Here is a 25,178-nt window from a genome sequence, read left to right as displayed (position 1 = left end):
CCTTCAGTTGTGGTGAAAGAGCCCGACATAAACGCATCATCGTTCTGGTCTGAGCCAATTGAGGCAAGGTCATCTTCGTCCACCGTAAGCGGGACAACGTTATCGATGGTTGGAACGTCATCAGTAATCGTGACTGGAATGGTCGCGGTCGTCGTATCGCCATCAAAGTCTGTTGCAATGATTGGGAAGTTCAGAACTAGTTCATCGCTGTTTAACGCATGATCAACCGGACCTTCTAGACGGAAGCTGTATGTACCGTCTGCATTCACGTTCATGGTGAAAACCGGATTGCCATCCGCGGTAGCCACGTAAGTAAAGCTGCCATCGGCATTCGCCGTCTCTACCAAAGTAACAGGCTCACCTTGAGAAGTTAAACCTGCGACAGGATCAGAAGTTGAATCAAGTTGGTAGCTCACCACACGGTCTGAACCTTGGGTAGTGGTGAACGCGCCTTCAACAAACACAGCGTCAGTTTGGTCTGAGCCAATACCTGATAAATCATCTTCGTCTACAGCCAGAGGCACAACATTATCGATGATTGGTGCATCATCCGTGATCGTGACTGGAATGGTTGCCGAAGTCGTATCACCATCAAAATCGGTGGCAACAATTGGGAAATCAATCGTCAGGCTATCGCTGTTGGCGGCATGATCAATCGGGCCTTGCAGCGTAAAGTCGTACGTACCATCTGTTGCGACATTCAACGTGAAGACTGGATTACCGTCAGCGGTCGCAACATAGGTAAAGCTGCCGTCGCCATTCGCGGTTTCCACCAAGGTAATCGCCTCACCTTGAGAGGTTAACCCCGCAACAGGATCAGCGGTTGAATCCAGTTGATAGCTCACCACTCGGTCAGAGCCTTGTGTGGTAGTAAACGCGCCTTCAACGAACAGATCGCCGCCTGGATCTGAGCCCACACCACTAAGATCGTCTTCATCAACACTCAACGCATCCACCGCTGTGATGGTAGGTTCATCATCAACAATCGTGACTGGAATGGTTTCAGTAACGGTGTCGCCATCAAAGTCGGTTGCGATAATTGGGAAGTTCAGTGTCAGCTCATCACTATCAACCGCGTGATCAATTGGCCCTTCTAGCGTGAAGTTATAAGAGCCATCAGTATTCACTATCAAAGTAAATACAGGGTTGCCACCCGCTGTCGCTTCATAAGTGAAACTACCATCACCGTTTGCGGTTTCTGTTAGCGTGACCGCTAAACCTTGCGAGGTTAAACCGTCAACTGGTGTTGATGTGCCATCTAACTGATAGCTCACCACTCGGTCTGAACCTTGTGTGGTGGTGAAATTACCATCAATAGAAATTGGATTGCTTTGGTCTGAACCGATTGACGCTAGGTCATCTTCATCAACCGTAATGGCATCTACGTCAGTAATCACTGGCTTATCGTCCACAATCGTCACAGGGATCGTGGCATTTGTGGTGTCGCCATCAAAGTCTGTTGCGATGATTGGGAAGTTGAGTGTCAGCTCATCGCTATCTACCGCGTGGTCGATTGGACCTTCAAGCGTGAAGTTATAGCTACCATCAGTATTCACCGTCAGCGTAAAGACCGCTTCACTACCCGCTGTCGCCTCGTAAGTAAAGCTGCCATCAGCGTTTGCGGTTTCAGTCAGCGTAACTGCCACGCCTTGTGATGTGAGTCCAGCCACTGGTGTTGAAGAAGCATCGAGCTGATAGCTCACCACTCGGTCAGAGCCTTGTGTGGTGGTGAAGTTACCATCAATAGAAATCGGGTCAGTCTGGTCCGAACCAATCGTGCCTAAATCATCTTCATCAACAGTAATCGCATCAACATCGGTAATAGTTGGCTTATCATCCACGATGGTAACAGGCAATACGATTTGGCTTGTGTCACCATCGAAGTCTGTAGCAATAACGCTAAAATCAAGGGTTAAGCTGTCGCTATTTGCCGCATGGTCAATTGGACCTTGCAGCTCAAAACTGTACGAGCCGTCGGTATTCAAAATTAATGTGAAAACTGCACTGCCATTTGCCGTTGCGCTGTAGGTGTAACTGCCATCTGCATTTTGCGTTTCGGCAATGGAAACGGTTTGACCTTGAGATTGCAGGCCATTTAAAGAATCAGCGTTTACATCCAACTGATACTGTACGACGCCATCAGAACCTTGAGTTGTCGTAAACTGACCTTCGACCAGCGTTGACTGTGATTGGTCAGAGCCTACCAAACTTAAGTCATCTTCATCGACGGTAAGAGCGACAACGTCATTAATGGTTGGCACATCATCGGCAATGGTTACCGGTAGAACAAGTGAACTGGTGTCACCGTCAAAGTCCGTTGCGACAATAGTGAAGTCTAGAGTTAAGCTATCGCTACCCACAGCATGATCGATTGGACCTTCAAGGGTAAATGAATAAGAACCGTCAGGGTTCACTTGTAAGGTGAAGATAGCGTCCCCTTCTGCCGTTGCAGAATAGGTAAAGCTGCCATCTGAATTGGTTGTTTCCGTCAGAGAGATAGATCGCCCCTGCGATTCCAACCCATTGAGTGGATCAGTGCCGCTCTCTAATTGATAACTTACAACACGGTCTGAGCCCTGAGTCGTCGTGAAGCTACCTTGCGCGAACACAGAGTCGCTTTGATCGGAGCCAATGCTTGATAAATCGTCTTCATCGACGGCTAGCGCATCAACGCCATCAATCGAAGGAACGTCATCTTGAACTTGAATGACAATTTGCGCAGCTTCTGGTGTGTTCGAACCTTCGGTAATAGAGGAGCGGTCACCATCCGCATCTACCGCGTAAACTGGCAGTGAGAAAGTGAGCGAGTCATCGTTAGCACCCGTATGGTCAAGTTGTTCATACAAGTTGAATTGGTATTCGCCCAATGCAGGTGCATCAATCGCCACATCAAATACGGTAATACGCACACCATCCAGCTCGATGAAGCCTTCGTAAGTACGTACGCCGTTACTCTCGGACGCTAGTTCTAGTTGAACAACCTGCCCTTGAGATTGGAGTTCTCCACCAACATTGAACTCTGTAGGTTCCAACTCATAGTGATCAATGATGTCACTTCCGACCGCTGTCGTGATCGACCCGGTACCACTTGTTACTGCCGCGCCTTCCTGTGAACCTTGGTCAACCCCCGCCTCGTCTAAAGACAAGCCCGTCACGTTTTCAATCACCGGATTATCGCCATCAAGGATGGTCATCGTAAAGGTGTTGCTTGCCGTATCTTGGTCAAAGTCGACGATTGTGGTTGGTAAAGAGAGCTCAATTGTATCTTCACCGTTTGTTTGTTCCAACGGCTTAAATTGCTCAAATTTGTAGGTACCATCAGTATTCAGACTGATGGTTAAGACGGTTTCATTCGAGCCCGCAATGGACAAGGTGATAGTACTGCCGTCTTCAGAGAGTACCGCTTCTGTCGCCTGATTATCACTCAATAGGCCATCGAATTGACTAAGTCCTTCTTGGTTAAACGTGACTGTTGCCAATTGATCACTACCAATATCAACAAAGGTGCCAGTGATTGGTGTAGAAGAAGATTCAACGTTTTCAAAAGTAACGTTTTGCGGCGCAGGATCATCGCCATCAATAACGGTTGTCGTAAAATCGATAGGCGCTTGAATGCTATTACCACCAATATCTGCGCCTGTAATGTCAAAAGCGATATTGATTTGATCACCGACGATAGATACTTGGCCATCAGCGATGGACGCCACATGGTCAATACCCTGGCTAATCGTGGTAACGACCTCTAACTCTAAATCACGGCCTAAAGATGTCGCTTCGATCTCGATACGAAGCACTTCGTTACCACCTTGAGTGCCGATAATGGCATTTTGCGCTTCGTCGTAAACAAACGCCACTGGCTGACCACCAGAGGTAATGTCACTATTTAACTCGGTTAACAAAGACTCTAATGAGGACGTTTCAGGTACAAATGAAGCAGTATCAAGTGCGAGATCCCCTGCTTCAACCAGCACACTAGAAGAAATGGTTTGCGGGTAGCTAGATAGAGAAATTGAGCCTTCTGTTACGTTAGATTGCAGTGACTGCCCACCATCAGCAAAGATCGTGACATTCAAACCGTCATCTTCGTCGCGATCATCTTCTCCGCTGCGAGTCGCAGACGTTTCAAAAAAAGTAGACGCGAGTACTTCCGGGTTATTATATTCAACCGTCACGTAGCCAGCATTAGCCGAGCCTTCAGCACCTGCGCCAGCAGCTGTTGCTTCTAAGATAGCGGTAGGGTCAGCTCCGTCTAAAATAGCTTGCTGGATAGCGGCAATATCGTTGGCGTCGAAGTCAGCACTTCCAATAGCCGTTGGGTCAAAAGTCACCAAGCCATTAACTGGAGATTGTACCAATACTGGTTCTAGTGATTCAGAAGAAGGCACAGGAAGACAAGCAACACAATTTGCATCGACCAGATAAAGCTCATTATTTATCTGTACGTCGAGAGAAGCATTATTTTCTGTGATAATAATCTCGCCAGGTCTTAACTCATCCCCCGCTTTTATGACCTTAACGTTTCCATCCAGGCCCAAAACCAAAACTTCACCTTTGACAGCATTTACAATCGCGCTCTGCGGTACCGTGTGCGTACTCATCTGACCTCCGCTAATGGCTTACGTTTCCCATTAACCTTTTTAGATAATTTCTTATTAATTTAGTGCGGCATACTGCACACCTTTATGCGATTAAACTAAGTATTGAATCATTAAACAATCGATAAATACCCTACTACCGAGCAACATAAGTAAAACTTACTCGTAGTCACAGAAATGTGACACATGTGCTGACGCGTAGATATCGAATAATTATATGAAATTGATACCTTATTCTAATTAAGTGTAGTTGTTTTAAGAAAAGAAGAGAGATGAAATCATTCAGCTAAACGCCAGACTGCCGGTTGCGATCAATAATGGAAGAAAAGCAATGAGAATGTTGTATACACCGGAGCGTGATGACAGCTTAATCAATATCGGTGACGAAAAAAACGTAACGATTAAATATTGAACAACATAAATTGCAGGACAAAATGCAACGATAAAAATGTGGCTTACGATATGAATCCCCGCACACCACGAGTTCGGTTTTGTTCTGATATACAGCAAAAAAAACACGACCAAGCTAATAATAAAATACATAAACACAGCACTTGAAAATAATTATCATTTTCAATCATATGTAAATATTCCCTTACTTTCAATGGTGTTTGAGCTATTAATGTCATCGTTATTATCAATCAACACAATAAGTAAAATTATCAGTAATTCCAGTCCTAAACGTTTGCGTAATCGCTAACCTTCTCTTAACCTTGATTTGAGGCTTTTATCACGGTTTTTCCATTGATATAGTGCGTCCATACAACAAAAAAAGACCATTCGAGGCATGGAGCTTCCTCATTAATCTCAAGATGAGAAGAATTGGTACCGACAAAATTCGGCAGATTTTAAGAGGGTCAAAAAATGGACATGAATATGGTTGAGATTTTAGGTTATGCAGCTTCAATCATGGTCGCTATTTCGCTAACTATGAAAGATATTGTTAAGCTTCGTATCCTTAACTTTATTGGTTGTGCGCTATTTACTGCTTACGGACTAATGATTGATTCTTGGCCTGTAGTATTAACTAACGGTTTTATTGCTTGCGTTAACATCTACTTCCTAGCAAAAATGCAGCAGGAAAAAAAAAGCCTAGAGCCTGAGAAAGCGCAATAGCATTCAAACAATAAAAGCCCGCAAATCATAAGATTGCGGGCTTTTGCTTTTAATATTCCATTTCTATCACAGCATCCCTAAACGAGCGCTAACGAACCCAGCTAAGTGCTAATGTTTCTCGACGAGAAAACATGTCCACATGCGATGAAATGATCGCCTTAACCGTATTCAGTTTCTCTTCTGAATCCGCCTCACAGGTTATAGTTAGGCTAGATGCACAAAGGTTAAACTCCGCTTTTCCCGTCGGAAATGTCACCAAACCGCTATTTTCATTCCAAGTAGCAGGAACCTTTCGTCCAAAATGCCGACAAAGCGTCACTAAGTATTTGTCAGCGTGTTCACTATCTATTCGGGTGCTTTCTTTAATCATGAACTTACTCGTTACTTTGAAACGTCCTATGAAGAACCTTGTTAGAATTGATAAGCTGCAGAGAGCTTGAAGTTGCGACCCGGCTCGTAGTCATCAAGCGTGAAGCCACGTGCAGTCCCCGAACGAGACGCATGAGAGCTGTACAACTCGTCAAATACATTATCAATACCAAAGGTCACCGACAGCCCATCAATATCAGACGGCACCCATTGAGCGTATAGATTATGCACATCATAACTTGCTTTCTTTGGCTGACCATCAAAGACGTTGTCTTCCTCTAGAACAAACATTGAGTTCCACCCGAAGATCGTTTCTAAAGCGTCTGACTGGTAATCCAAAGTTAGAGCAATGCTATCACCCATATCAATGCTACGCCCATTGCCCCCAGCAACAGGACCACCAGTATTCTTGTTTTTGGTGTCCGACTTAGAGTAAGAAAGTTTGCTGTTAAACTTGTCGTAACCATAAGAAGCACTTGCTTCAAAGCCTTTAATCTCAACATCACCTAAGTTGTAAATCAGGTAAGTTTGAGTCGCGTTTTGGTACTGGTCTGCAATGTAATCATCAATTTCCGTTTGGAATACCGTAATATTCGCCCCAAAGAAATGCTTATCAAAGGTTTTATCAAAACGAACACCACCCTGCGTGTTCAATCCCGTTTCTGGCTTTAGCCCATCCTCTAAAAATGCAACGTCTTGGTAAGCAATAAAGGTTTCCATTAGCTCTGGACCTTTAAATAGAGAGCGTGCACTCGCAAACAACGTCCAATCTTGAGTCACCGCCCATTCTGCTGCTAGAGCCCAAGTCACATCATCATAATTACTGGTTCCTGTCTCAGCTTTGCGTTTGTAATCATCAAAGCGCATACCTGCAGTAATAAAGAAGGCATCAGAGAAGAAGAACTGATCTTCTACAAACAGTGCAGTTGAAATCGCCGATTCGTCCATAAACTTACGACTACCGTAGTAACTCGAAGACGTTTTATCCATGTAGTCGAAGCCATAAGTGACTCGATTATCAAACTCACCTAACATAACATCTGACTGGAATTTGCCATTCAAACCAAAGTTTTGGTTTTTGGCGGTGTTCTTTGATAAACGGTTCGAGGGCCAACGAGGGGCCATCACCGTTTCGTCACGTTTAATTTCTGTCTCGGTATTATAAAGAGTGACGTTTCCTTGGTGTTGTTCGCCTCGCAACTCGTAACTCAAGGTAACGGTATCGCGGTCATAATCCGTAGGGATAAGTAACTTGCTCGACAGGCTATTATTTGCACTACCCGACATATCAGGACGCGGACTGTAATCTCCACTGTCTCGGTACATGTCATAAGAGAGCTCAAAACGATGGATGTCATTTAGTTCATACCCTAGCTTAGCCAGAATGTTGTAAACATCACCTGCTGCACCATAGGTTTTATTGCCATCACCATCTTCAAAATCATCACGCGTAACGTAATGGCCATAGACCATCGCATCAATGTTTTCGGACAAAAGTCCGTACAGTGTCAACGAACCTTGTTGGTTGTCGTTGGATGCATAGCCGCCATAAACACGCGCACCAAACTTTTCATCGTAATGAAGTAAGTCACGAGCGTCTTTCGTTTCAAAGTAGACCGAACCGCCTAACCCGTTTTGAGTCACAGAGTTATTACCTACCTGAATGTCCGCAGATTTGAGAATGTCAGGGTTCAACGTCAAGTTACCAATATGATGGAACATGCTCGCATGCTGAGAAGCACCGTCAAGACGAATGTCCAAATCGGTTTCGCTCAAACCACGAATCGTAATACGTTGATTCACAGAGTGTGTGCCACCAACATCCACACCGGGAATATCGCGCAGTAAATCAGACATGTGATCCGCTTGCTTCAGTGACATGTCGTCCGCAAACATCGACTCAGTGTTGCTGGAAACTTTCGTTCCCCATACAACGACCTCTTCAAAATGTGACTCAGTATCTTGAGCTAAAACAGGGGTTGATAGCGCCATTCCCACTGCAAGGCAAAGGCTTGAAAGCTTGATAGGTGAACAAGCAGGGCTTTCCATAACTTAATTCCTAAATATTAATGATAATAATTCTCAGGTATAATAAGCATGAGTTTTATAAATACAAAGGCGATTTGGTTATGCGAAATCGCACAAGTGTTATGAGGAAGTGTCAAATGCAGGAAGTCACAACAAAACGAACTAAAATTGCCAAGATAGCTTTAACCCAAAGACTAGAGGCGACAGAGAAACAATGGATTGTCACGCAAGGCCAACCTTGTCAAACTCAACTGGCCGAAGGTAAGTTCCTATCATATCAGTACAATGATCAAATTTTTGTTCATGGCGGGCGTTGTCTAGAACTTATTGATTCGAATATTGTTTCTACTGCACACGCCTCACTGCTGGTCACTATTCTTTTAGAAGGTAGACTCTCGTTTGGCTACGACGATTTGCAATTTGATTTAGACGCGAGCGGCGGCCCTAAGGGTGTAGTGGTGAACTTACTCAAACCTGCAAATTTTCGTCGTTCACTGCTCAAAGATAACCTCATTAATAAGATCAACATATTGGTTAAGCCCCAATGGCTAGAGGCCCGCCTTGAGCAAAATTGTAGTCATCGAGCCTTTTTTAACTCTCATCAGGCGTTTCAACAGTTGGAGCTTAACCAGACGCTATGCGAGCTGGCTGAAACGTTAACAAATAGAGAAACACCGCAAGAGTTCCAAGAGAAGCTAGAGGTCGAAAGCTTGATCTATCAAATATTACATCAAGCCACCAAGCAAATTCCTAAGAATTTCAGTGCTAAAAACAGCAGTATTAAACGACACATTGATGGTCGGATTGAGGATATTGTCAGCTATATTGAAACTCACCTTGATCAAGAACTACGCTTGGAAAAGTTGGCGAGCCAATTCTCAATGAGTGTTTCAAACCTGCAGCGCCGATTTAAACAATCACTTAATATGACCATAAACGGCTACATTCGTTTTCGACGTCTTGAGATTGCTAGGCAACATTTGGAACGTGGCCTAGTGACGATAACAGAAGCCGCCTATGAAGCCGGATACCACCACCCTTCTAACTTCACTTATGCCTTCAAAAAGGCATTTGGTGTGCCACCACATGAAGTGATTAAAGAGTAAGGGGACTCTAGGTAACTGACTGTTATTTAGGAGTGTCTTATCCACAACATCGGTATATACTCGCCTTAAACGTTATGGAGGTTAAACATGAATATTGGTGCTGTCGCGAAGCTCACAGGGCTTTCATCTAAGTCGATTCGATTATATGAAGACAAAGGGATCATATCTCCACCAGCGCGCAGCGACTCTGGCTATCGCGAATATTCAGATAATCATATTCAAGAGCTTAACTTGGTATCACGCGCAAAAAGCGCAGGCTTTTCGTTGCAAGAATGCAAAGAGTTCGTACAACTTGCTCATAACCCCAACCGCAAAAGTAGCGAAGTAAAAGCAAGAACCATGGACAAACTGAGAGAGGTTGAAGAAAAAATTGCACACCTCATGGAGATCAAAACGCAACTTGAAGGTTGGGTTTCTTCTTGTCCTGGAGATGCAGAGAGCCGATGCCCAATCATAGACGAGCTCACCAAGTAAGCCCGCCTATCTATTGATCTCGTTAAAAACGAACTAGCTCGCTTAATGATAGGTACACATGCGCTTACCGTTTAACTCTATGATGTTAAATGGCGTTTCATAGATGTCCTCTAGCGTAGATGCTTGAATAACCTCTTCAACCGCACCACTCGCCACAACTTTACCTTTCTTAAGCGCCAATATGACATCTGAGTAACACGCCGCGAAATTAATATCATGAATCACGACCACCATGGCTTTATTCATGTCATGGGCTAACTGCTGCACAACTTTCATGATCTGAAGAGAGTGTTTGATATCTAAGTTATTAAGAGGTTCATCAAGAAAGACATAATCTGTATCTTGTGCAATCACCATAGCAATAAATGCAAGCTGTCGCTGACCACCACTTAATTCATCCAAGTATTTGTCTTGAATATCTTGCAAATCTAAGTAGTCGATCGCTTGTTCTATGACCTCATGATCTTCTTTAGTCAGATTTCCTTTAGAGTATGGGAAACGACCAAAAGAGACTAACTCTTTTACGGTAAACCGCATTGTAATCGAGTTAGCTTGGCGAAGTACTGCCAGTTTTTTCGCTAGCTCTTTTGTGTCCCATTCCGCGATTTCCTTGCAATCAATGATAACACTACCGCCATCTCGCTCCGTTAAGCGCGAGGCCATAGATAACAGCGTGCTCTTTCCCGCGCCATTTGGACCGATAATCGATGTTACCTTGCCCTTTTCAAACTGAGTATTGGCCTCGTCTACGACTTTGTTTGAACCGAAAGCCTTCGTTAATTTGTCTATTACTATCATATTTATACAACTTTGTTTTTCAGCAGCAGGTATAAGAAATACGCACCGCCGATAAAGTTAATTACGACACTCAACGTCGTCTCAAAACTGAACACGTTTTCGATTATCCATTGCCCAGCAAGTAGTGAACTGATGGATAAAAACGAACATCCGACCAATAGCGTTTTATGTTGGTAACTTCGGAACATTTCTCGGCTTAAGTTGGTCACTAGTAAACCAAAGAACATGATTGGCCCTACCAAAGCCGTAGAAATAGCAATCAAAACCGCCGAGATAATAAACACATTTCTCGTCACTTTAGGTACATCAACACCCAAACTTTTCGCATTGTCTTGGTCGAGCCAAAACACATCTAAAGTGCGATGCATCCTAAACAATAACCAACATGCAAACATCAAAGCCGGAGCACTAAAGTAAACCAAGTTCACTTTGACATTATTGAAACTGGCGTACAGTTTCGACTGAACAATTGCATATGTGTTTGGGTCCATCAGCAAAGAAAAGAATGACGCCGCATTGGAAAATAGCTGACCAAAGATCAAGCCGACCAATAGCAACGTAATCAAGTTCTTGCTGCCTTTTGAAAAGTAAAACCCAAACAGCAGTAGCGAAAACGACACCATTACAATTACTGCAATCGCGAAATTTACGTACAAGTTAAGAACTAAGGTACTCAACCCACCAAAAATCAACACGATCAAAATTTGGGTTAACACATACAGCGCATCAAAACCCATGATACTTGGCGTTAAAATTCGGTTGTGCGTAATGGTTTGAAATACAAGTGAAGACTGAGCAATGGCCACACCCGCTAGCACTATCGCCAATACTTTAGGAACTCTACGAGACAAAAAATATTGGTAGTTGTCAGCCGTTAGCCCAATACCAATAAACAGACACGCGAAAAGAATCGCAATGCCACCTAGCATCAGGATCTTCGTTGAATCACGCATGTTGCTTACCTCGCAACAACATAGCAATGAATACCACGCCACCCAATATGCTGATCACGATAGAGATTGGCATTTCATGAGGGAAAATAATTAAACGACTCACCAAATCGCAACACAACACTAAAATGGCCCCATACATGGCCGTAAGCGGAATGTTCTTTTTGAGGTTATCGCCATAAAAGTGACTCACGAGATTCGGTACAATCAGCCCTAAGAATGGCAACTGGCCAACAATCATCACGACACTTGCTGACATGATGGACACCAATAGCACGCCAATCGTCACAACCTGCTGATAATTCAAACCCAAGTTAATCGCGAAATCTTTTCCGATACCTACGGCAGAGATCCTTGCAGCAAAAAGATAGCTGAGGATAACCATTGGTACCGCGATGTACAGCAGTTCAAAATCACCACGCAAGATGTTGGCGAAGTTTGCGACTGTCCAAGCATTCAGACTTTGAAGTGCATCATATTTGTACGCGATAAACGTAGTCATGGATTGGATGACATTGCCGAAAATAATCCCGACAAGAGGCACAAAAACCACGCTCTTAAATTGAATGCGCTGAATAAAGAAAACAAACGCTAGCGTCCCAAATACCGAGATGCCAAATACGAGCCAAAGGTGATTATCATTACCAAAGAAAACCACGCTCAGTACGTAGCCCAACATGGCACATTCGATCGTACCAGTTGTAGAAGGTGCCGCAAATCGGTTCTGGCTGATTTGCTGCATGACAAGACCCGCAATACTCAAGCCAGCACCAGCAAGCAGTATGGCAAATAAACGTGGTATACGGCTGGTAAAGAAAAGCTCTAATGCTTTCTCATCACCTGAAAAGAGTTGTTGGGGCGTCATGTTTGCCACCCCAATAAATAACGAAACCGTGCTTAAAACCACAAGGGTTAGCAATAACTTCTTCAAAGTTAACCTCTGCTATCTTGGATTACAGTTCAACGGTTTGCTTTATCTCACTGACCATTTTTTCTGTTGCTGTCACACCAGACATCGACAAGTACCACGCGTCCACATCTAAATAAGTGATTTTATGATTTTTATATGCCGCAGTCGCTTTGACTAAGTCGTTATCCATGGATTTACGAATATCGTTATCCGGCGTACCTGTCAGAGAATTTCGGTCAACCACGAGGATATTTTTCGGGTTAGCTTCACGAATAAACTCATAAGAAATGACATCTCCGTGAGTGCCCGTTTTCACGTGCTCAACCGTTTCCAAGAAGCCAAAGTCGTTATAAATGACGCCAAATCGCGACTGGGCACCAAACGCGCTGATGTTGTCACCCATGCTTAAAATCGTTAATGCATCATTTTTGTTCGATTGGTTGTAGTCGCGGATTGCTTTGAATTGAGTATCTAACGCTTCAATTTTCTGCTCTACTTTTTCTTCGATATTGAAGATCTTACCAATATTGCGCCATTGCGCTTGCGTACCTTCCCAATAGCCTTGGTTTTCTTTCGCCGCGAAAACAACTGTAGGGGCAATTTCACTCAGCTCTTCATATTTCGCAGACGCTCGCGGACCAACCAAAATCAAATCCGGTTTTTGCATGTAGATGGTTTCAAAATCAGGTTCAAACAAACTACCCGCAGAGGTGTAGTTATCTTTGCTGTATTTTGAAAGGTAACTAGGAAGATTAGAAGAGTTAGATACTGCAACGGGATCGATACCAAAGTTGTCCAGCGCATCTAGCGGGCCAAAGCCAATCACAACCACACGCTCTGGGGATTGTTCTAGCTCTGTTTGACCCATGTAGTGGTCAATCACAACTTTAGCAGCGAAAGAAGGAGAAACAGTAAATAACGACAGCATAGCCGCACCGACGAATTTTTTCATTTTGTTAAGCCTTAATGAGATCTATTATCATACGCGTTCGCAATATAGCGCTACTCTTTAATGCATTCAACAAAATTTAAGGTACTTTACATTAGTTACGTTTACTCAAGACTTAGATATATCAAAGACTTATAAAACCCATCAATTTCAATACCTGGGCGTATCATTCATGCGCTTCAACAAACGCTTTGAGTGCCAGCTCATCAATAATCTCCAAACCGTTGTCCGTTTTTGTAATCAATCCCTTTTCAATCAAGTCCTTAACTGCACGTCGATAGACTCGGCCTGAGGTACCAAACCGCTCAGCCTCTTGGTTCACTTTATCAAAACCACCAAGCAGCTTATCCGTCTGATTACGGACGAGAAGATCATAGGCAATGTTGTACGTAATGGGATGCAACAAACGATTAGTGTAGATATCCATGGAGTCTTGATAATCCTCAGCCAATGCTGAAGCGAAGAACACCATCATTTGGGGATGATTTTGCAGTGCTTCGGTTAGTTTTTGGATACAGATAACATCAACCTGCATATGTTCATCTGCTATCACATTCCATTGACAAGGAGTCTGAGTGAAGAACTCCATTTCACCATAAATATGATAGTCGCAGTTAGCTTCCCCTAATTGAAAACGTCGTCCATTTGCGGCCAATATGTTCATCGAGACTCGACCTACTGGCACAACATACAAGTACTGAAGTTGCTCACCTTGGCGGAGAATTGCTTCCCCAGCATCAAAGTAACGCGAATTTATTTGGCATTGATAAATCAAATCGCGAAAGGTGGCACTCTTTTCTTCAAGGTATGTTTTGAAGCGACCAGTCGGATAAGGGCTGATTTTCATTTTCTGCTCTCTCAGAAAAAGTTACGGACAACTATTTAAGGTGGATTGTACCCCGTAACTCCAAATAAAAAAGCGACAGTGACCTGTCGCTTTACATCTATTCTGTTTATGTGACTTACTGAGATAGAGACTGGCTAACGCTGAGCAACCAAGGCTTCTAATGCCGTAATCGCGGCGCTCTTCTCACCTTGCATCATTACTTTGGCCTCATCAACGTACTGACCAACCCCTTCTTTCACATCTTGTTGATACAGCACCACGTTGTTTAATATCGAAGCCACATGAAGGCCTCGTAGTCGACCGACCGTGAACAGCGCAGAGGTTTCCATATCGGCACCTAAGATGCCTTTCTTGTTCCAATGTTGGCATATTACATCCTCGTCATCGGTATAGAAACTGTCGTGAGAACGCACCACACCAAAATGATAATGCACTTTTTGCATCGACAAGTAACGCTCAACTTCCTTTAACAGTGAAAAGCTTGCGTAGGCTGGATAAGACGAATCGACATACGCTTTAGAGCCGCCCTCATCTCTTACCGCGCCTTCGGCAATGATCAACTCGCCAATATGAATGCCTGATTGCATTGCCCCCGCCGATCCAACGCGTACCACATGAGTCACACCGCACTGTTTTAGCTCTTCCACTGCGATGATCATCGATGGCGCACCTATACCTGTACTACATACTGAAACAGGCTTGCCTTTGTAGTTGCCGGTAAACACACGGTACTCGCGGTTTTCCGACACCATTTCTGCATCATCAAATAATACCGCGATACGATTCGCTCGATCTGGCTCGCCGCATACAATAACGAGGGGAGCGATTTGTGTTTCATCCACTCCGATATGAGGTTGTTTGGCCATTTTTCGTTCCTTACGCAGCAGCGTGCGCTAAGGTTTTATCGCCATTGCGCTTAGCGCTACGAGCCCACTCACGCGTGCCATTGGCAGCGATGAACATAAGAATCGCGTACTGAACAGACATTGCGTAAACACCTTGCGTCGCGTAGATACCCACACTGATAATATTAATCACAACCCATAGAATCCAGTTTTCGACGTATTTACGTGTCATCAGAATTTGTGCAACAACAGAAAGTACTGTCATGGTTGCATCCCAGAACGGGAACGCGTCAGGTTCAAGCACCGGTTCAGCCAAGCCAGCACCAAAGAGATTCAAGCTATCAACAGCAATGTTTGCTAGCGCAAAGAAAAATGGGTCGATATAGATCGTTAATAATGCGATACATGCAACGCTAATAGAGGCAGTAGTAATAAGTTTCTGTTTATTTAACCAGCGAACCTCCAGCGTTTCACCTTGTGCGTTTGGACGAGTCCACGCATACCAGCCGTAAATGTTCGCACAGAAGAAAAACAATTGAAGAAGCAATAATCCGTATAACTGAATTTGAAAAAAGATAACGGCAAAAAGCGTGACATTCAGCAAACCGAATAAGTAGTTGATGGTTTTTTCTTGGCTGGCAAACCAAATGCAAAGCAGTCCAAAAACGGTACCGAAAGCTTCGATCCAGCTCATTGCGTAGCCGTCGCCAATCGGAATGTTAACGAGAGTATTATTAATATCGAGTAAGGCAAAGAGGTCCATAACATGTCCTTTATTATTTTGTTTGGAATACGCTTATATTAGAGCGTGATCCCCAACAAAAAGGAGGACATTTGTCCTCCTCTTGATGCACTCGATCATAATTCAGTTCAATGTTTACTTGAAAGCAATAAATGATGCTATTGAACGATGTTGGAAATAGACGTGCCTATGAATCCAAGCCTAGATAGCGTTTTTTGAATGCAGAAGCTGATGCAAATAAAGCTGACGCCAAAAGTGTAATAATAAAGCCAATTGCGTACTCAAATGCTTCATTAACCAGTAGCTGATAGCAGCTCACAAAAAAAATCAATACAACTGTAATAACATTAACTCGGTGAAACCAAGGGTGTTTTACAGATAACTTAGCGTAACCTTTTGATAACATTTGACTAATCCGCCAGACAACAATTAATAGTTTTATTTATAATCAACGACGATAGTAAGGCTTTATCGTATAAAGAGAAACGACTTTTTTAATTTTTTAGCTCAACATCACACGTCATTCAGTGAGGTTTGACTTTAACCTCTTGACGCTTTTTCGTTCCACTAGAGTCGGCTCTAATTGTACGACCTGTGCCTCTGTTGATTTTTCATCCAACTTTCGGACAAGAGTCTCAACGGCAGCCTGCCCCAAACGGTACTTAGGCTGATGAATGGTAGTTAGCGATGGCGACATAAATTTCGCGATATGGATGTCATCGTAACCAATAATGGATAGGTCGTCCGGCACTTTAATACCGAGCTCATTTGCGGCGTTAATCACACCCATCGCCATCATATCGTTAGAGACGAAAATCGAGCTGGGTAATGCGCCACGTTGAGCCATTTTTTTGAACGCTTGATACCCACCCTCACATTCGAAGTCCGATTCAATGATCCAATTGGCATTAAATTCCAAGCCCGCTTCGTTCATTGCTCGCTTATAACCTTCGTATCGCATTTGCGCTTGGTGTTTAATCAAAGGGCCAGTGATGCACCCAATTTCGGTATGGCCGCAATCAATTAAGTATTTCGCCGCTAAGTAACCGCCACGAAGTGAGTTGTCTTGGATTTTATCGCTTGTAAATAGCATCGGCCCCCAGTCCATTACCACAACTGGGATATCTGGGTAACGCTCAAATACATCGATACGCTCTCCTTCTAGCGACGAGCACATCAAGATCAAACCATCGACACGCTTTTGCAATAGCGTATTAATGGATTGACGCATACGTTCGTTATCACCCTCGGTGTTACATAAAATGAGGCTGTAGCCTTTTTGGTAGCAGCTGCGTTCGACGCCTTTTACGACTTCGCCAAAGAATGGGTTGGTTGAGGTTGTCACGAGCATACCAATGGTTTTGGTACGATTAACTTTGAGGCTACGCGCCAACGCAGAGGGCGCGTAGTAGTTAAGCTCTTTTGCGGCATTGTTAACGCGTTCAGAGATCTCTTCGCTCACAAAACGCGTCTTGTTAATAACATGGCTCACTGTTGAAGTGGAAACCCCTGCCAGTTTTGCGATGTCTTTCATCGTCGCCATGTTACTACTCCTATTTTAATGAGGCGTTGTGCGCCTTATTGTTCAGCGAGAAACGCGTCCACCTCTTCGCGGGTTGGAATCGACGTTTGCGCGCCAAAGCGGGTCACAGAAATTGCAGCCGCCGCATGTGCAAACTTAATCGCTGATTCTAAAGGTAAACCTTCTAGGAGACCAGTGACGAATGCCCCATTAAATGTATCGCCCGCTGCGGTAGTATCCGTCGCTTCAACGCGGAAACCCGAGATGATTTCGCCTCGACCGTTTTGGCTTAGCCAAACGCCTTTTGCACCGAGTGTGATCATGACAATTTCTATACCTTTACCATGTAGCACATTCGCCGCTTCTTGCGCGCTTTCGTTGTCTGTTACAGTAATACCTGTCAGAACTTCAGCTTCCGTTTCATTTGGCGTAATCACGTCAATGTAAGACAGTAATTCATCTGACAATTCACGAGCTGGCGCAGGATTCAAAATTACGTTGGTTTTGGCATCTTTCGCTACACGCGCAGCTTTCTCAATGCCGCACATCGGCGTTTCCAATTGCATTAGCAAGTAATCTGCTTGGCGAATACGCTCTAAATCTGGCTCAATCGCTTCTGCTGTCAGTTTGGCGTTCGCTTCAGCTGAAATGCAAATGCTGTTCTCCCCACTGTCCGACACTTGAATCATCGCGATACCTGTCGGGCAATTTGGCTGCATCTTCACACCAGTGATATCGATGCCGTCCATTTTGAAGTTTTCGCGAATGTTAATGCCGAATGAGTCGTCGCCCACACAAGCGATAAAACCTATGTCTGCATTTAATCGCGCCGCCGCGACGGCTTGGTTGGCACCTTTGCCACCTGGGATAACTTGATAGTTGCGACCATGCAGCGTCTCGCCTGGGCGAGGGAAAGAAGGCACTTGAAGAACATGGTCAGCGTTTACACTACCTAACACCACTAACTTATTCATACGGTTATCCTCGGTTCTGAATGAACCCTTTTTAAAAACTGTTTAGGAAAATACATTAGATGACTTTAACTTCTCTTCCTGATGAAGGAGTCTCGACAAAAAGCCAAAGGCATCTATACCCCACACTTTGCAGTATTTTGGGTAAGTTTGCCCTCACCTCCTAAACGACAGATATAAACGGAGGAGAGAGCAAAAATTAGGATGATTTATTGAACTAAAAACTTACTTAGTGACTACTTTTAGTGGTACCGGGATGTACTCTTCTACTTCTTCACCTTTCAAAACTTTGTCAGCCGTTTCAACACCTAAAGCACCGATAAGGTCTGGTTGCTGAGCAATAGTTGCCGCTAGTTTGCCACGGTTAACTGCTGCAATGCCGTCTTCCGTACCATCAAAACCAACGATAACGACATCTTTGCCAGAAGCTTGAACTGCGCGAAGTGCACCTAGCGCCATTTCATCATTCTGTGCAAATACCGCTTGTACATCCGGGTTAGCCGCTAGCAGGTTTTCCATTACGTTTAGACCTTTTGTGCGGTCAAAGTCAGCTGGTTGGCTCGCAAGAAGATCCATATCGCTGCCCTTCACGGCATTCATAAAGCCTTCACCGCGCTCACGCGCTGCCGATGTGCCCGCAATACCTTCAAGTTGAATGACTTTTGCTTTTTCGCCGACTTTTTCCATGATGTAGTGGCCTGCCATTTCACCACCAATTACGTTGTCCGAAGCGATGTGACTCACAACTTCACCACGGCTTGCACCACGGTCTAATGTCAACACAGGGATCTTAGAACGGTTCGCCATACGAATTGCATTAGACACTGCATCAGAATCCGTTGGGTTGATAAGAATTGCTTTTACGCCGCGAATACTTAAATCCTCGATGTTCGACAGTTCTTTACTCGGGTCATTTTGCGAGTCCAGTACAATTAAGTCGTACCCCAATTCTTTCGCTTTTGCTTCCGCACCGTCTTTCATCGTTACGAAGAACGGGTTGTTTAGCGTCGAAACCACAATCGCCATGGTATCTTGAGCTTGCGCCGCTACCGATACGGTTGAAGAAAGAAGTGCAGCAGAGATAAGAGTTGCAAGTTTTTTCATCGTTCTAGTCCTTTGTGTAGGGTGAGCCAGTACACGTCCCCTGACTCGGTTTGTATTCACTGTTTTATATATACAGATTGTTATGAATTACTTGTTTTTGTTGTCTACCAATACCGCAAGCAAGATAACCACTGCTTTTGCAATCATTTGGTAGTAGGAAGAAACATCAAGTAGGTTAAGTGCATTGTTCAAGAAACCGATGATCAGCGCACCAATCAAGGTACCCATGATACGGCCTTTACCGCCCATCAAGCTGGTACCGCCAAGAACAACCGCTGCGATAGCGTCTAGCTCGTAGCCCATACCTGCTGTTGGCTGCGCCGAAGAAAGACGAGACGTTACGATAATACCTGCAAGCGCTGCTAGCATACCGCAGATGGCGTAGACACCAATCTTCACTCGGTCTACATTGATACCTGATAGGCGAGTCGCAGACTCATTGCCGCCTAGTGCGTAAACATAGCGACCAAAGCGCGTGTGGTTAAGTAAATACCAAGCCGCAGCGAACACAACCACCATTAACCAAACAGGAACTGGAATGCCTAGCGCGTAGCCAGTACCAAACCATGCGAACGCATCCGCGGTGTCAGTAAAGCCTGTCGAGATTGGACGACCTTCGGTGTACACCATGGTCACACCGCGTAGTAACGTCATGGTAACCAGCGTAGCGATAAATGCCTGCACCTTACCCTTCGCAATAATGATACCGCTGATCGCACCTAACGCTGCACCTGCGACTAAAGCAGTTGGAACCGCCACTAGCACCGGAACCTCAAGCGCAATCATGCTTGCCGCAAAGGCACCACACAATGCCAATACCGAACCAACACTTAAGTCGATGCCTGCTGTTAAAATAACTAATGTCATACCCACTGCGATAATGGCATTCACGGAGGTTTGACGAAGAATGTTGAGAATGTTGTCGACCGTAAAAAAGTTCGGGTTCAAAAATGACACAACAACGATCAGAAAGATCAAAGCTATCAGTGATTTTTGCTCAATCAGCCACTCTTTTGTGAACAACTTCTTGTTGCCAGTTTCGGTTGGTTTGCTCATGGTATTCGTACTCATGCTGCTTCCTCATTGATCTCTTTGCCTACGGCACAGGCGAGTAATTTTTCTTGATCGGCGTCTTTCGCATCAAATTCGCCAGTGATACGACCTTCATGCATCACTAAAATACGGTCGCTCATGCCGAGCACTTCAGGCATCTCGGAAGAAACCAAGATGATGCTCATGCCTTCGGCCTTAAACTTGTTGATGAGCTGATAAATCTCTTTTTTTGCTCCGACATCAACACCACGTGTTGGCTCATCCAGAATCAGAACTTTAGGTTTCGTCATTAACCCTTTCGCAATCGCAACTTTTTGCTGGTTACCACCAGATAAGTTGCCGATGATTTGATCTCGCGTTGGGGTTTTAATGTTGAATAACTTAATAAAATCTTCCACTGCAATCACTTCGTCGCTGTGTTGAATCTGGAAGCCTTTGGTCAGCTGGTTTAGCGAACAAAGTGACATGTTCTCCTTAACTGAAAGACCTAAAACCAAACCATCGCCTTTGCGATCTTCAGAGATGTAAGCGATACCATTTGCCAAGCCATCTTGCGGGCTAACCGGGTTAATAGTTTTGTTATCAAGATTGATAACACCATGCTCACTAGGTAATGCGCCGTAAATGACTTTCATGAGTTCAGTGCGGCCTGCGCCCATCAAGCCAGAAATTCCAAGAATCTCACCACGCTTGAGAGTAAAGCTCACATCCTGAACGCCAGATCCAGTCAAACCAATGACTTCAAGACAAGCTTCGCCATGTTGGACATCAATACGTGGATATTGCTCTTCTAATTTTCGGCCAACCATCATTTCAATTAGGCCATCTTCATCAGTGTCGGACACCTTGCACTCACCGATAAACTTACCATCACGAAGTACGGTAATGTCGTCACAGATTTCAAAGATTTCTTTAAGACGATGCGAAATGTATACGATGCCGCATCCTTGCTCGCGAAGCTCATTAATCACTTTAAACAGTGATTCCGTTTCGGTATCGGTCAATGCGTCCGTTGGCTCATCCATAATGATGACTTTCGACTCAAACGAAAGTGCCTTTGCAATTTCCACCATTTGTTGTTCACCAAGGCTTAAATCGCCAAGCAATGTTTTTGATGAATGCTTTACATTGAGACGTTTTAAAAGCTTGTCAGCTTCGTCATACATTTTGCCCCACTGGATACGCCCTAAGGATCCAGTGAACTCTCGTCCCAAGTAAATATTTTCGGCAATCGTCAGTTCAGGAATCAGGTTCAGCTCTTGGTGAATAATACTAATACCAGCTTCCTGTGAATCGCGTGGCCCTTTAAAGGCCGCCGGCTGACCTTGATATTGAATGCTCCCCGTATCCATGTGGTAAATGCCTGTCAACACCTTCATTAACGTTGACTTGCCTGCTCCATTTTCACCCATCAGCGCCATAACACGGCCTGGATAAACATTCAGGCTTGCTTTGTCGAGTGCTTTTACGCCCGGAAACGCCTTCTCAATTTCGCTTAGTTGTAGAATGGCTTGAGTCATAATCTGTCCTCAATATCTCTGGCTTAAAAAACCACGCCCGCTTGGAAAATAACGTTCGCATATGGCGAGCATTCGCCGGTTCTTACGATAGCGCGACTTTGCGCCGTACGTGCTTTAAACGCTTCATGTGACACGTAGCTCACTTCAATAGATTTGCCCGTTTCTTCACTCTCTTTGCTCAGTTCGTTGAGCAACGCTTCATGCAAAACTGGGCTTGCATCAGAGAACTCTTCCGCAATGATGACCCCTTCGATTTGGGACTCAGATAGAATTACGCGAACAGTATCAAGAAAACTTGGTACCCCATGCGTTAGCGCCAAATCGATTCGCTGAACATGCTCTGGGATTGGTAGACCAGCATCACATATCGTGATCTCGTCGGTGTGGCCTAGCGTCGCCACCAAGTAAGAAATATCTGAGTTAATTAGGGTACTTTTTTTCATCTCATCGACCTTTCGGTTACACGTTCATACAACCATGAGCGCCTGTTTTAAAGTGTTTTCGTTATTAACAGAAAACTCATCGAAACGTTTCGATGAAATAATAATTCGTCATCGCAATTTGACCAGTGTGAGATCGATAAGGTGTGAGAATGATCTGTAATTCAATTGTCATTGAATAGGAAAAGTGCACTTGAGTCACACTTTACCATCGAAACGTTTCGATGACGGTATTTCCCTGTCATTACGGTTAGGTTTTATACAGGGAGGAAGGAAAAGAGACGTCCTACTACTGAGAAAACCTCTAGTTAATAAGCTCGAAACCTTTCACGTCATCACAATTCTTAGATAGCTGCCTGATTTTGGAGAACGCTCACCTTACAATCTGGTTACAATTTGCCAAAACACATCATCCGTTCAGTACCTTACCTGGTACGCGACGTTTGTAGGGACACAAACGGAAACTAAGAACCATAATGAAGTTAAGCAATAGAGTCATTTTGCTTGTCGCGCCAGTGATCTTATTAAGCGCGTTAGTATCTAGCTATATTATTTATAGCATTCAAAAAGTGACGCTCATCAAGCGGGAAGACAGCTATATTCAGTTGCAAATGGAAAAGCTCGCCGGGCAGTTTCGACAAGCGAATATTTTTCTTAATAGTTATGCCTATACGCTCAGTAAAAGTGATGTATTACAAGACTATTTGGTAAATCATAACAACCCCTATCGTGAACGAGTCTTGTTTAACCGATTAGACGAGACCGCTGAAGTATTGAGCCATGGTTACAAAGGCGATGCAAGCATGGCGATCCTCGACGGCAAACAAAACCTTCTCTACTACACAGAAAACAAATATTACGAATCATCGGGCGTGGTCGACCCAAAGGTGTTAGAGTACATATCACGAAGTTTCAATGAGAGAGAGGCTTTCAGTCACACTGGCTTTATTTATAACTCCAGTGGACAAAGCATTCTTCTTCAATATGAGGTCGTCGACAAAAGAACGGGGACTCACCCTTTGAGCTTTGACTCGAAAAATGTGTTTTTTGTGGTAGTTTCCGTATCACTTGAAGCCTTTAACGAGATTAAGCATGACATCGAGTTTGACACGCACAGCGTGATTACTTTCGCCGACAAACCCATTTATCTTGATATTCCTCTCGCTCAAACCATTGAGCTGCTGCCGCACTTTTATGCCGTGCTTTCTCCTGCCGAATATTTAATGTGGAATAAAGTCGATAAAGTGTGGCTAGAACTTGCTTTCTCCTTTGGCGTAGCGGCGTTTTTCACCATCACATTAATCATTTTGGTGTTGTACCGCTATGTGTTGCGCCCTGTTTCTCGCCTTGATAAGCAGCTGAACGAACTTGAATCTAATCAACGTGACAATATTGAAAAGCTAGAAACAAACGATGAAATAGGACGCCTCTCTGCACGCTTTTTTGATATGTATGAGGAACTTAATGTCATCTATAAAAAGACAAAACGCCTAGCTGAAACGGATCACCTGACGCAACTCGCCAATCGCCATCGTTTTCATGAGCTTGCCACTCGTGAACTTATCTCCCCTTCGCAGTTTCTGTGGGTTGTTTACGTCGATCTTGATAACTTTAAATACGTGAATGATAAATACGGGCATGAATTGGGAGATAACTTATTAAAAGTGTTCTCATCACACATCAAGAATGCCTGTCAAAAGTTCTCGCACGATTACAACAGCCCCTGCTTTGCCGCCAGGTTATCTGGTGACGAATTTGCAATTTTGCTGAGCTCAAATCAAGAGGTAAAACGCTTGCCTGATTTGCTTGCATCAGAGTTACTAAAACCGATTAGTAATCTCAGTTCATCTTGGAGTAATTCATTTCCCGTTACGGCAAGCGTAGGTATTGCACAATATCCTCAAGACGGTACTGACATCGCGAAGTTACTCTCCAGTGCCGATGCGGCTATGTATCAAGCAAAACGGGCAGGGAAAAATCAATACGCCTATTATTCAGCCGCTCTCAATATTGAGTCTCAAAGACGAAGTCAGCTTGAACGTGCGCTCCGAAAAAGCAATGTAGAGGAAGAATTCCACCTTGTTTTTCAACCCTATATGAACAATCGAAGCAACGAAATTGAGGGGTTAGAAGTCTTGTTGCGCTGGGAAGCCGAAGGTATCGGCCCTATCCCCCCAAAGGAGTTTATTCCAATTGCAGAGCAAGCCGGATTATTTGATAAAATTGACCGCTGGGTTTTCGCCAATGCAACGGCGGAATACCATCAATTAAGGAATATTTTCGGTAAGGATATTGTTCTTTCGGTCAATCTTTCATCAGCAGAGCTAAACTCGATAGAAATGGCAAACTACATCCATGAACAAGCGACACTGCACAGTGTTAAACCAGAATGTATTGAGATAGAAATAACCGAAACCTTTGCCGCAGAACAACAAGGCACGGCCCTACTTGATGAGCTATCAAAACGTGGCTACCGTCTTGCAATTGATGACTTTGGTTCTGGTTACACATCGTTAACTCAGCTCGTTCAGTATCCGGTTCAAAAAATCAAATTTGATCGAGAGTTCCTCGTTACATTGATGAACACCAACAACGGACATGTGATCAAACCTATTATTGAGCTATGCCATGCCCAAAATAAAACGGTTACAGCAGAAGGTATTGAACACAATATGATGCATGAATGGTTATCGGCATACCGCTGCGACTATATGCAAGGCTATTTATTTGGCAAACCAATGACTAAAGAACAATTGAGCTTGTGGTGGCAATCGGCAAATGACGACAGTCGATTTGATGCGTCCATGGTCAGCTCAATTAGGGTTTCAAGAACATAAGT

20 protein-coding genes are annotated in these 25,178 nt (G+C 44.1%); 4 read left to right on the top strand and 16 right to left on the bottom strand.

The genetic code is table 11. The features are described 5' to 3' along the window. Positions 1-4,598: retention module-containing protein (locus KI742_RS21560; protein ID WP_285385176.1), on the bottom strand; the 4,598-nt coding region annotated here is incomplete at its 3' end. An 861-nt stretch (positions 4,599-5,459) separates the two neighbouring features. On the opposite strand from KI742_RS21560, the gene KI742_RS21555 reads away from it, so the two are divergent. After that, positions 5,460-5,711 carry a YgjV family protein gene (locus tag KI742_RS21555; RefSeq protein WP_005376619.1) on the top strand — a complete coding sequence of 84 codons (252 nt, stop codon included), beginning with the start codon at positions 5,460-5,462 and terminating at the stop codon, positions 5,709-5,711. 88 nt (positions 5,712-5,799) lie between these two features. On the opposite strand, the gene KI742_RS21550 is transcribed toward KI742_RS21555, so the two are convergent. Both KI742_RS21550 and KI742_RS21545 read right to left on the bottom strand, forming a co-directional pair. After that, entirely contained in the window at positions 5,800-6,081 is a 282-nt protein-coding gene (locus KI742_RS21550; RefSeq protein ID WP_005376622.1) for a DUF2218 domain-containing protein, read from the bottom strand. Between the two features lie 41 nt (positions 6,082-6,122). Next, entirely contained in the window at positions 6,123-8,129 is a 2,007-nt protein-coding gene (locus tag KI742_RS21545; RefSeq protein ID WP_258515301.1) for a TonB-dependent siderophore receptor, read from the bottom strand. A 116-nt stretch (positions 8,130-8,245) separates the two neighbouring features. Between KI742_RS21545 and KI742_RS21540 the strand changes: the two genes are divergently transcribed. After that, positions 8,246-9,214, top strand: a complete 969-nt coding sequence (locus tag KI742_RS21540) for a helix-turn-helix domain-containing protein (RefSeq protein WP_258515302.1) — start codon at positions 8,246-8,248, stop codon at positions 9,212-9,214. Positions 9,215-9,301: 87 nt separating this feature from the next. Next, on the top strand, positions 9,302-9,688 hold the full coding sequence (cueR, locus tag KI742_RS21535; protein ID WP_005376627.1) for a Cu(I)-responsive transcriptional regulator: 387 nt from the start codon (positions 9,302-9,304) through the stop codon (positions 9,686-9,688). 42 nt (positions 9,689-9,730) lie between these two features. On the opposite strand, the gene vctC is transcribed toward cueR, so the two are convergent. The 13 genes from vctC to rbsD form a co-directional block, all read right to left on the bottom strand. Beyond that, the gene (vctC, locus tag KI742_RS21530; RefSeq protein ID WP_017635379.1) at positions 9,731-10,486 is read right to left on the bottom strand and encodes an iron chelate ABC transporter ATP-binding protein VctC; all 756 of its coding nucleotides are present in this window, start codon (positions 10,484-10,486) and stop codon (positions 9,731-9,733) included. Positions 10,487-10,488: 2 nt separating this feature from the next. Further along, positions 10,489-11,439, bottom strand: a complete 951-nt coding sequence (gene vctG, locus KI742_RS21525; RefSeq protein ID WP_171345628.1) for an iron chelate uptake ABC transporter permease subunit VctG — start codon at positions 11,437-11,439, stop codon at positions 10,489-10,491. Further along, positions 11,432-12,367: an iron chelate uptake ABC transporter permease subunit VctD gene (gene vctD, locus KI742_RS21520; protein WP_258515304.1), complete on the bottom strand. Its 936-nt coding sequence runs from the start codon at positions 12,365-12,367 to the stop codon at positions 11,432-11,434. Before vctD ends, vctG begins: the two co-directional genes overlap by 8 nt. Before the next feature lie 22 nt (positions 12,368-12,389). Beyond that, positions 12,390-13,298 (bottom strand): siderophore ABC transporter substrate-binding protein, encoded by a 909-nt coding sequence (locus KI742_RS21515; RefSeq protein WP_065275234.1) that lies wholly within the window; start codon positions 13,296-13,298, stop codon positions 12,390-12,392. A gap of 163 nt (positions 13,299-13,461) precedes the next feature. Then, positions 13,462-14,142 carry a Crp/Fnr family transcriptional regulator gene (locus KI742_RS21510; RefSeq protein ID WP_258515305.1) on the bottom strand — a complete coding sequence of 227 codons (681 nt, stop codon included), beginning with the start codon at positions 14,140-14,142 and terminating at the stop codon, positions 13,462-13,464. A gap of 134 nt (positions 14,143-14,276) precedes the next feature. Next, the gene (locus tag KI742_RS21505) at positions 14,277-15,008 is read right to left on the bottom strand and encodes a nucleoside phosphorylase (RefSeq protein WP_285385178.1); all 732 of its coding nucleotides are present in this window, start codon (positions 15,006-15,008) and stop codon (positions 14,277-14,279) included. A 10-nt stretch (positions 15,009-15,018) separates the two neighbouring features. Further along, positions 15,019-15,750, bottom strand: a complete 732-nt coding sequence (pnuC, locus tag KI742_RS21500) for a nicotinamide riboside transporter PnuC (protein ID WP_025767870.1) — start codon at positions 15,748-15,750, stop codon at positions 15,019-15,021. Between the two features lie 499 nt (positions 15,751-16,249). Then, on the bottom strand, positions 16,250-17,272 hold the full coding sequence (locus tag KI742_RS21495) for a substrate-binding domain-containing protein (RefSeq protein ID WP_005373138.1): 1,023 nt from the start codon (positions 17,270-17,272) through the stop codon (positions 16,250-16,252). Between the two features lie 35 nt (positions 17,273-17,307). Beyond that, the gene (gene rbsK / locus KI742_RS21490) at positions 17,308-18,225 is read right to left on the bottom strand and encodes a ribokinase (RefSeq protein ID WP_017820311.1); all 918 of its coding nucleotides are present in this window, start codon (positions 18,223-18,225) and stop codon (positions 17,308-17,310) included. Positions 18,226-18,447: 222 nt separating this feature from the next. Next, positions 18,448-19,326 (bottom strand): ribose ABC transporter substrate-binding protein RbsB, encoded by an 879-nt coding sequence (rbsB, locus tag KI742_RS21485; protein ID WP_005373143.1) that lies wholly within the window; start codon positions 19,324-19,326, stop codon positions 18,448-18,450. Between the two features lie 87 nt (positions 19,327-19,413). Then, positions 19,414-20,397: a ribose ABC transporter permease gene (gene rbsC / locus KI742_RS21480; RefSeq protein ID WP_005382618.1), complete on the bottom strand. Its 984-nt coding sequence runs from the start codon at positions 20,395-20,397 to the stop codon at positions 19,414-19,416. Next, positions 20,394-21,899 (bottom strand): ribose ABC transporter ATP-binding protein RbsA, encoded by a 1,506-nt coding sequence (gene rbsA, locus KI742_RS21475; protein WP_213916884.1) that lies wholly within the window; start codon positions 21,897-21,899, stop codon positions 20,394-20,396. The genes rbsC and rbsA overlap by 4 nt, the downstream gene beginning before the upstream one ends. Before the next feature lie 23 nt (positions 21,900-21,922). After that, entirely contained in the window at positions 21,923-22,342 is a 420-nt protein-coding gene (gene rbsD, locus KI742_RS21470; protein ID WP_005382620.1) for a D-ribose pyranase, read from the bottom strand. Positions 22,343-22,815: 473 nt separating this feature from the next. On the opposite strand from rbsD, the gene KI742_RS21465 reads away from it, so the two are divergent. Next, positions 22,816-25,176 carry an EAL domain-containing protein gene (locus tag KI742_RS21465; RefSeq protein WP_054574642.1) on the top strand — a complete coding sequence of 787 codons (2,361 nt, stop codon included), beginning with the start codon at positions 22,816-22,818 and terminating at the stop codon, positions 25,174-25,176. Positions 25,177-25,178: the final 2 nt, after the last annotated feature.

This window comes from Vibrio sp. D417a, from assembly GCF_030248595.1.
GTDB classification, from domain to species: Bacteria; Pseudomonadota; Gammaproteobacteria; order Enterobacterales; family Vibrionaceae; genus Vibrio; species Vibrio alginolyticus.
The sequence above is the reverse complement of the archived record's forward strand: the minus strand, read 5'-3'. Positions and strand labels throughout refer to the sequence as shown.

What these genes read in the sequence shown, in the direction of transcription:
- KI742_RS21555 (WP_005376619.1), top strand. Translation starts at nt 5,460, where the DNA reads ATGGACATGAATATGGTTGAGATTTTAGGTTATGCAGCTTCAATCATG.
- KI742_RS21550 (WP_005376622.1), bottom strand. Translation starts at nt 6,081, where the DNA reads ATGATTAAAGAAAGCACCCGAATAGATAGTGAACACGCTGACAAATAC.
- KI742_RS21545 (WP_258515301.1), bottom strand. Translation starts at nt 8,129, where the DNA reads ATGGAAAGCCCTGCTTGTTCACCTATCAAGCTTTCAAGCCTTTGCCTT.
- KI742_RS21540 (WP_258515302.1), top strand. Translation starts at nt 8,246, where the DNA reads ATGCAGGAAGTCACAACAAAACGAACTAAAATTGCCAAGATAGCTTTA.
- cueR (WP_005376627.1), top strand. Translation starts at nt 9,302, where the DNA reads ATGAATATTGGTGCTGTCGCGAAGCTCACAGGGCTTTCATCTAAGTCG.
- vctC (WP_017635379.1), bottom strand. Translation starts at nt 10,486, where the DNA reads ATGATAGTAATAGACAAATTAACGAAGGCTTTCGGTTCAAACAAAGTC.
- vctG (WP_171345628.1), bottom strand. Translation starts at nt 11,439, where the DNA reads ATGCGTGATTCAACGAAGATCCTGATGCTAGGTGGCATTGCGATTCTT.
- KI742_RS21515 (WP_065275234.1), bottom strand. Translation starts at nt 13,298, where the DNA reads ATGAAAAAATTCGTCGGTGCGGCTATGCTGTCGTTATTTACTGTTTCT.
- KI742_RS21510 (WP_258515305.1), bottom strand. Translation starts at nt 14,142, where the DNA reads ATGAAAATCAGCCCTTATCCGACTGGTCGCTTCAAAACATACCTTGAA.
- KI742_RS21505 (WP_285385178.1), bottom strand. Translation starts at nt 15,008, where the DNA reads ATGGCCAAACAACCTCATATCGGAGTGGATGAAACACAAATCGCTCCC.
- pnuC (WP_025767870.1), bottom strand. Translation starts at nt 15,750, where the DNA reads ATGGACCTCTTTGCCTTACTCGATATTAATAATACTCTCGTTAACATT.
- KI742_RS21495 (WP_005373138.1), bottom strand. Translation starts at nt 17,272, where the DNA reads ATGGCGACGATGAAAGACATCGCAAAACTGGCAGGGGTTTCCACTTCA.
- rbsK (WP_017820311.1), bottom strand. Translation starts at nt 18,225, where the DNA reads ATGAATAAGTTAGTGGTGTTAGGTAGTGTAAACGCTGACCATGTTCTT.
- rbsB (WP_005373143.1), bottom strand. Translation starts at nt 19,326, where the DNA reads ATGAAAAAACTTGCAACTCTTATCTCTGCTGCACTTCTTTCTTCAACC.
- rbsC (WP_005382618.1), bottom strand. Translation starts at nt 20,397, where the DNA reads ATGAGTACGAATACCATGAGCAAACCAACCGAAACTGGCAACAAGAAG.
- rbsA (WP_213916884.1), bottom strand. Translation starts at nt 21,899, where the DNA reads ATGACTCAAGCCATTCTACAACTAAGCGAAATTGAGAAGGCGTTTCCG.
- rbsD (WP_005382620.1), bottom strand. Translation starts at nt 22,342, where the DNA reads ATGAAAAAAAGTACCCTAATTAACTCAGATATTTCTTACTTGGTGGCG.
- KI742_RS21465 (WP_054574642.1), top strand. Translation starts at nt 22,816, where the DNA reads ATGAAGTTAAGCAATAGAGTCATTTTGCTTGTCGCGCCAGTGATCTTA.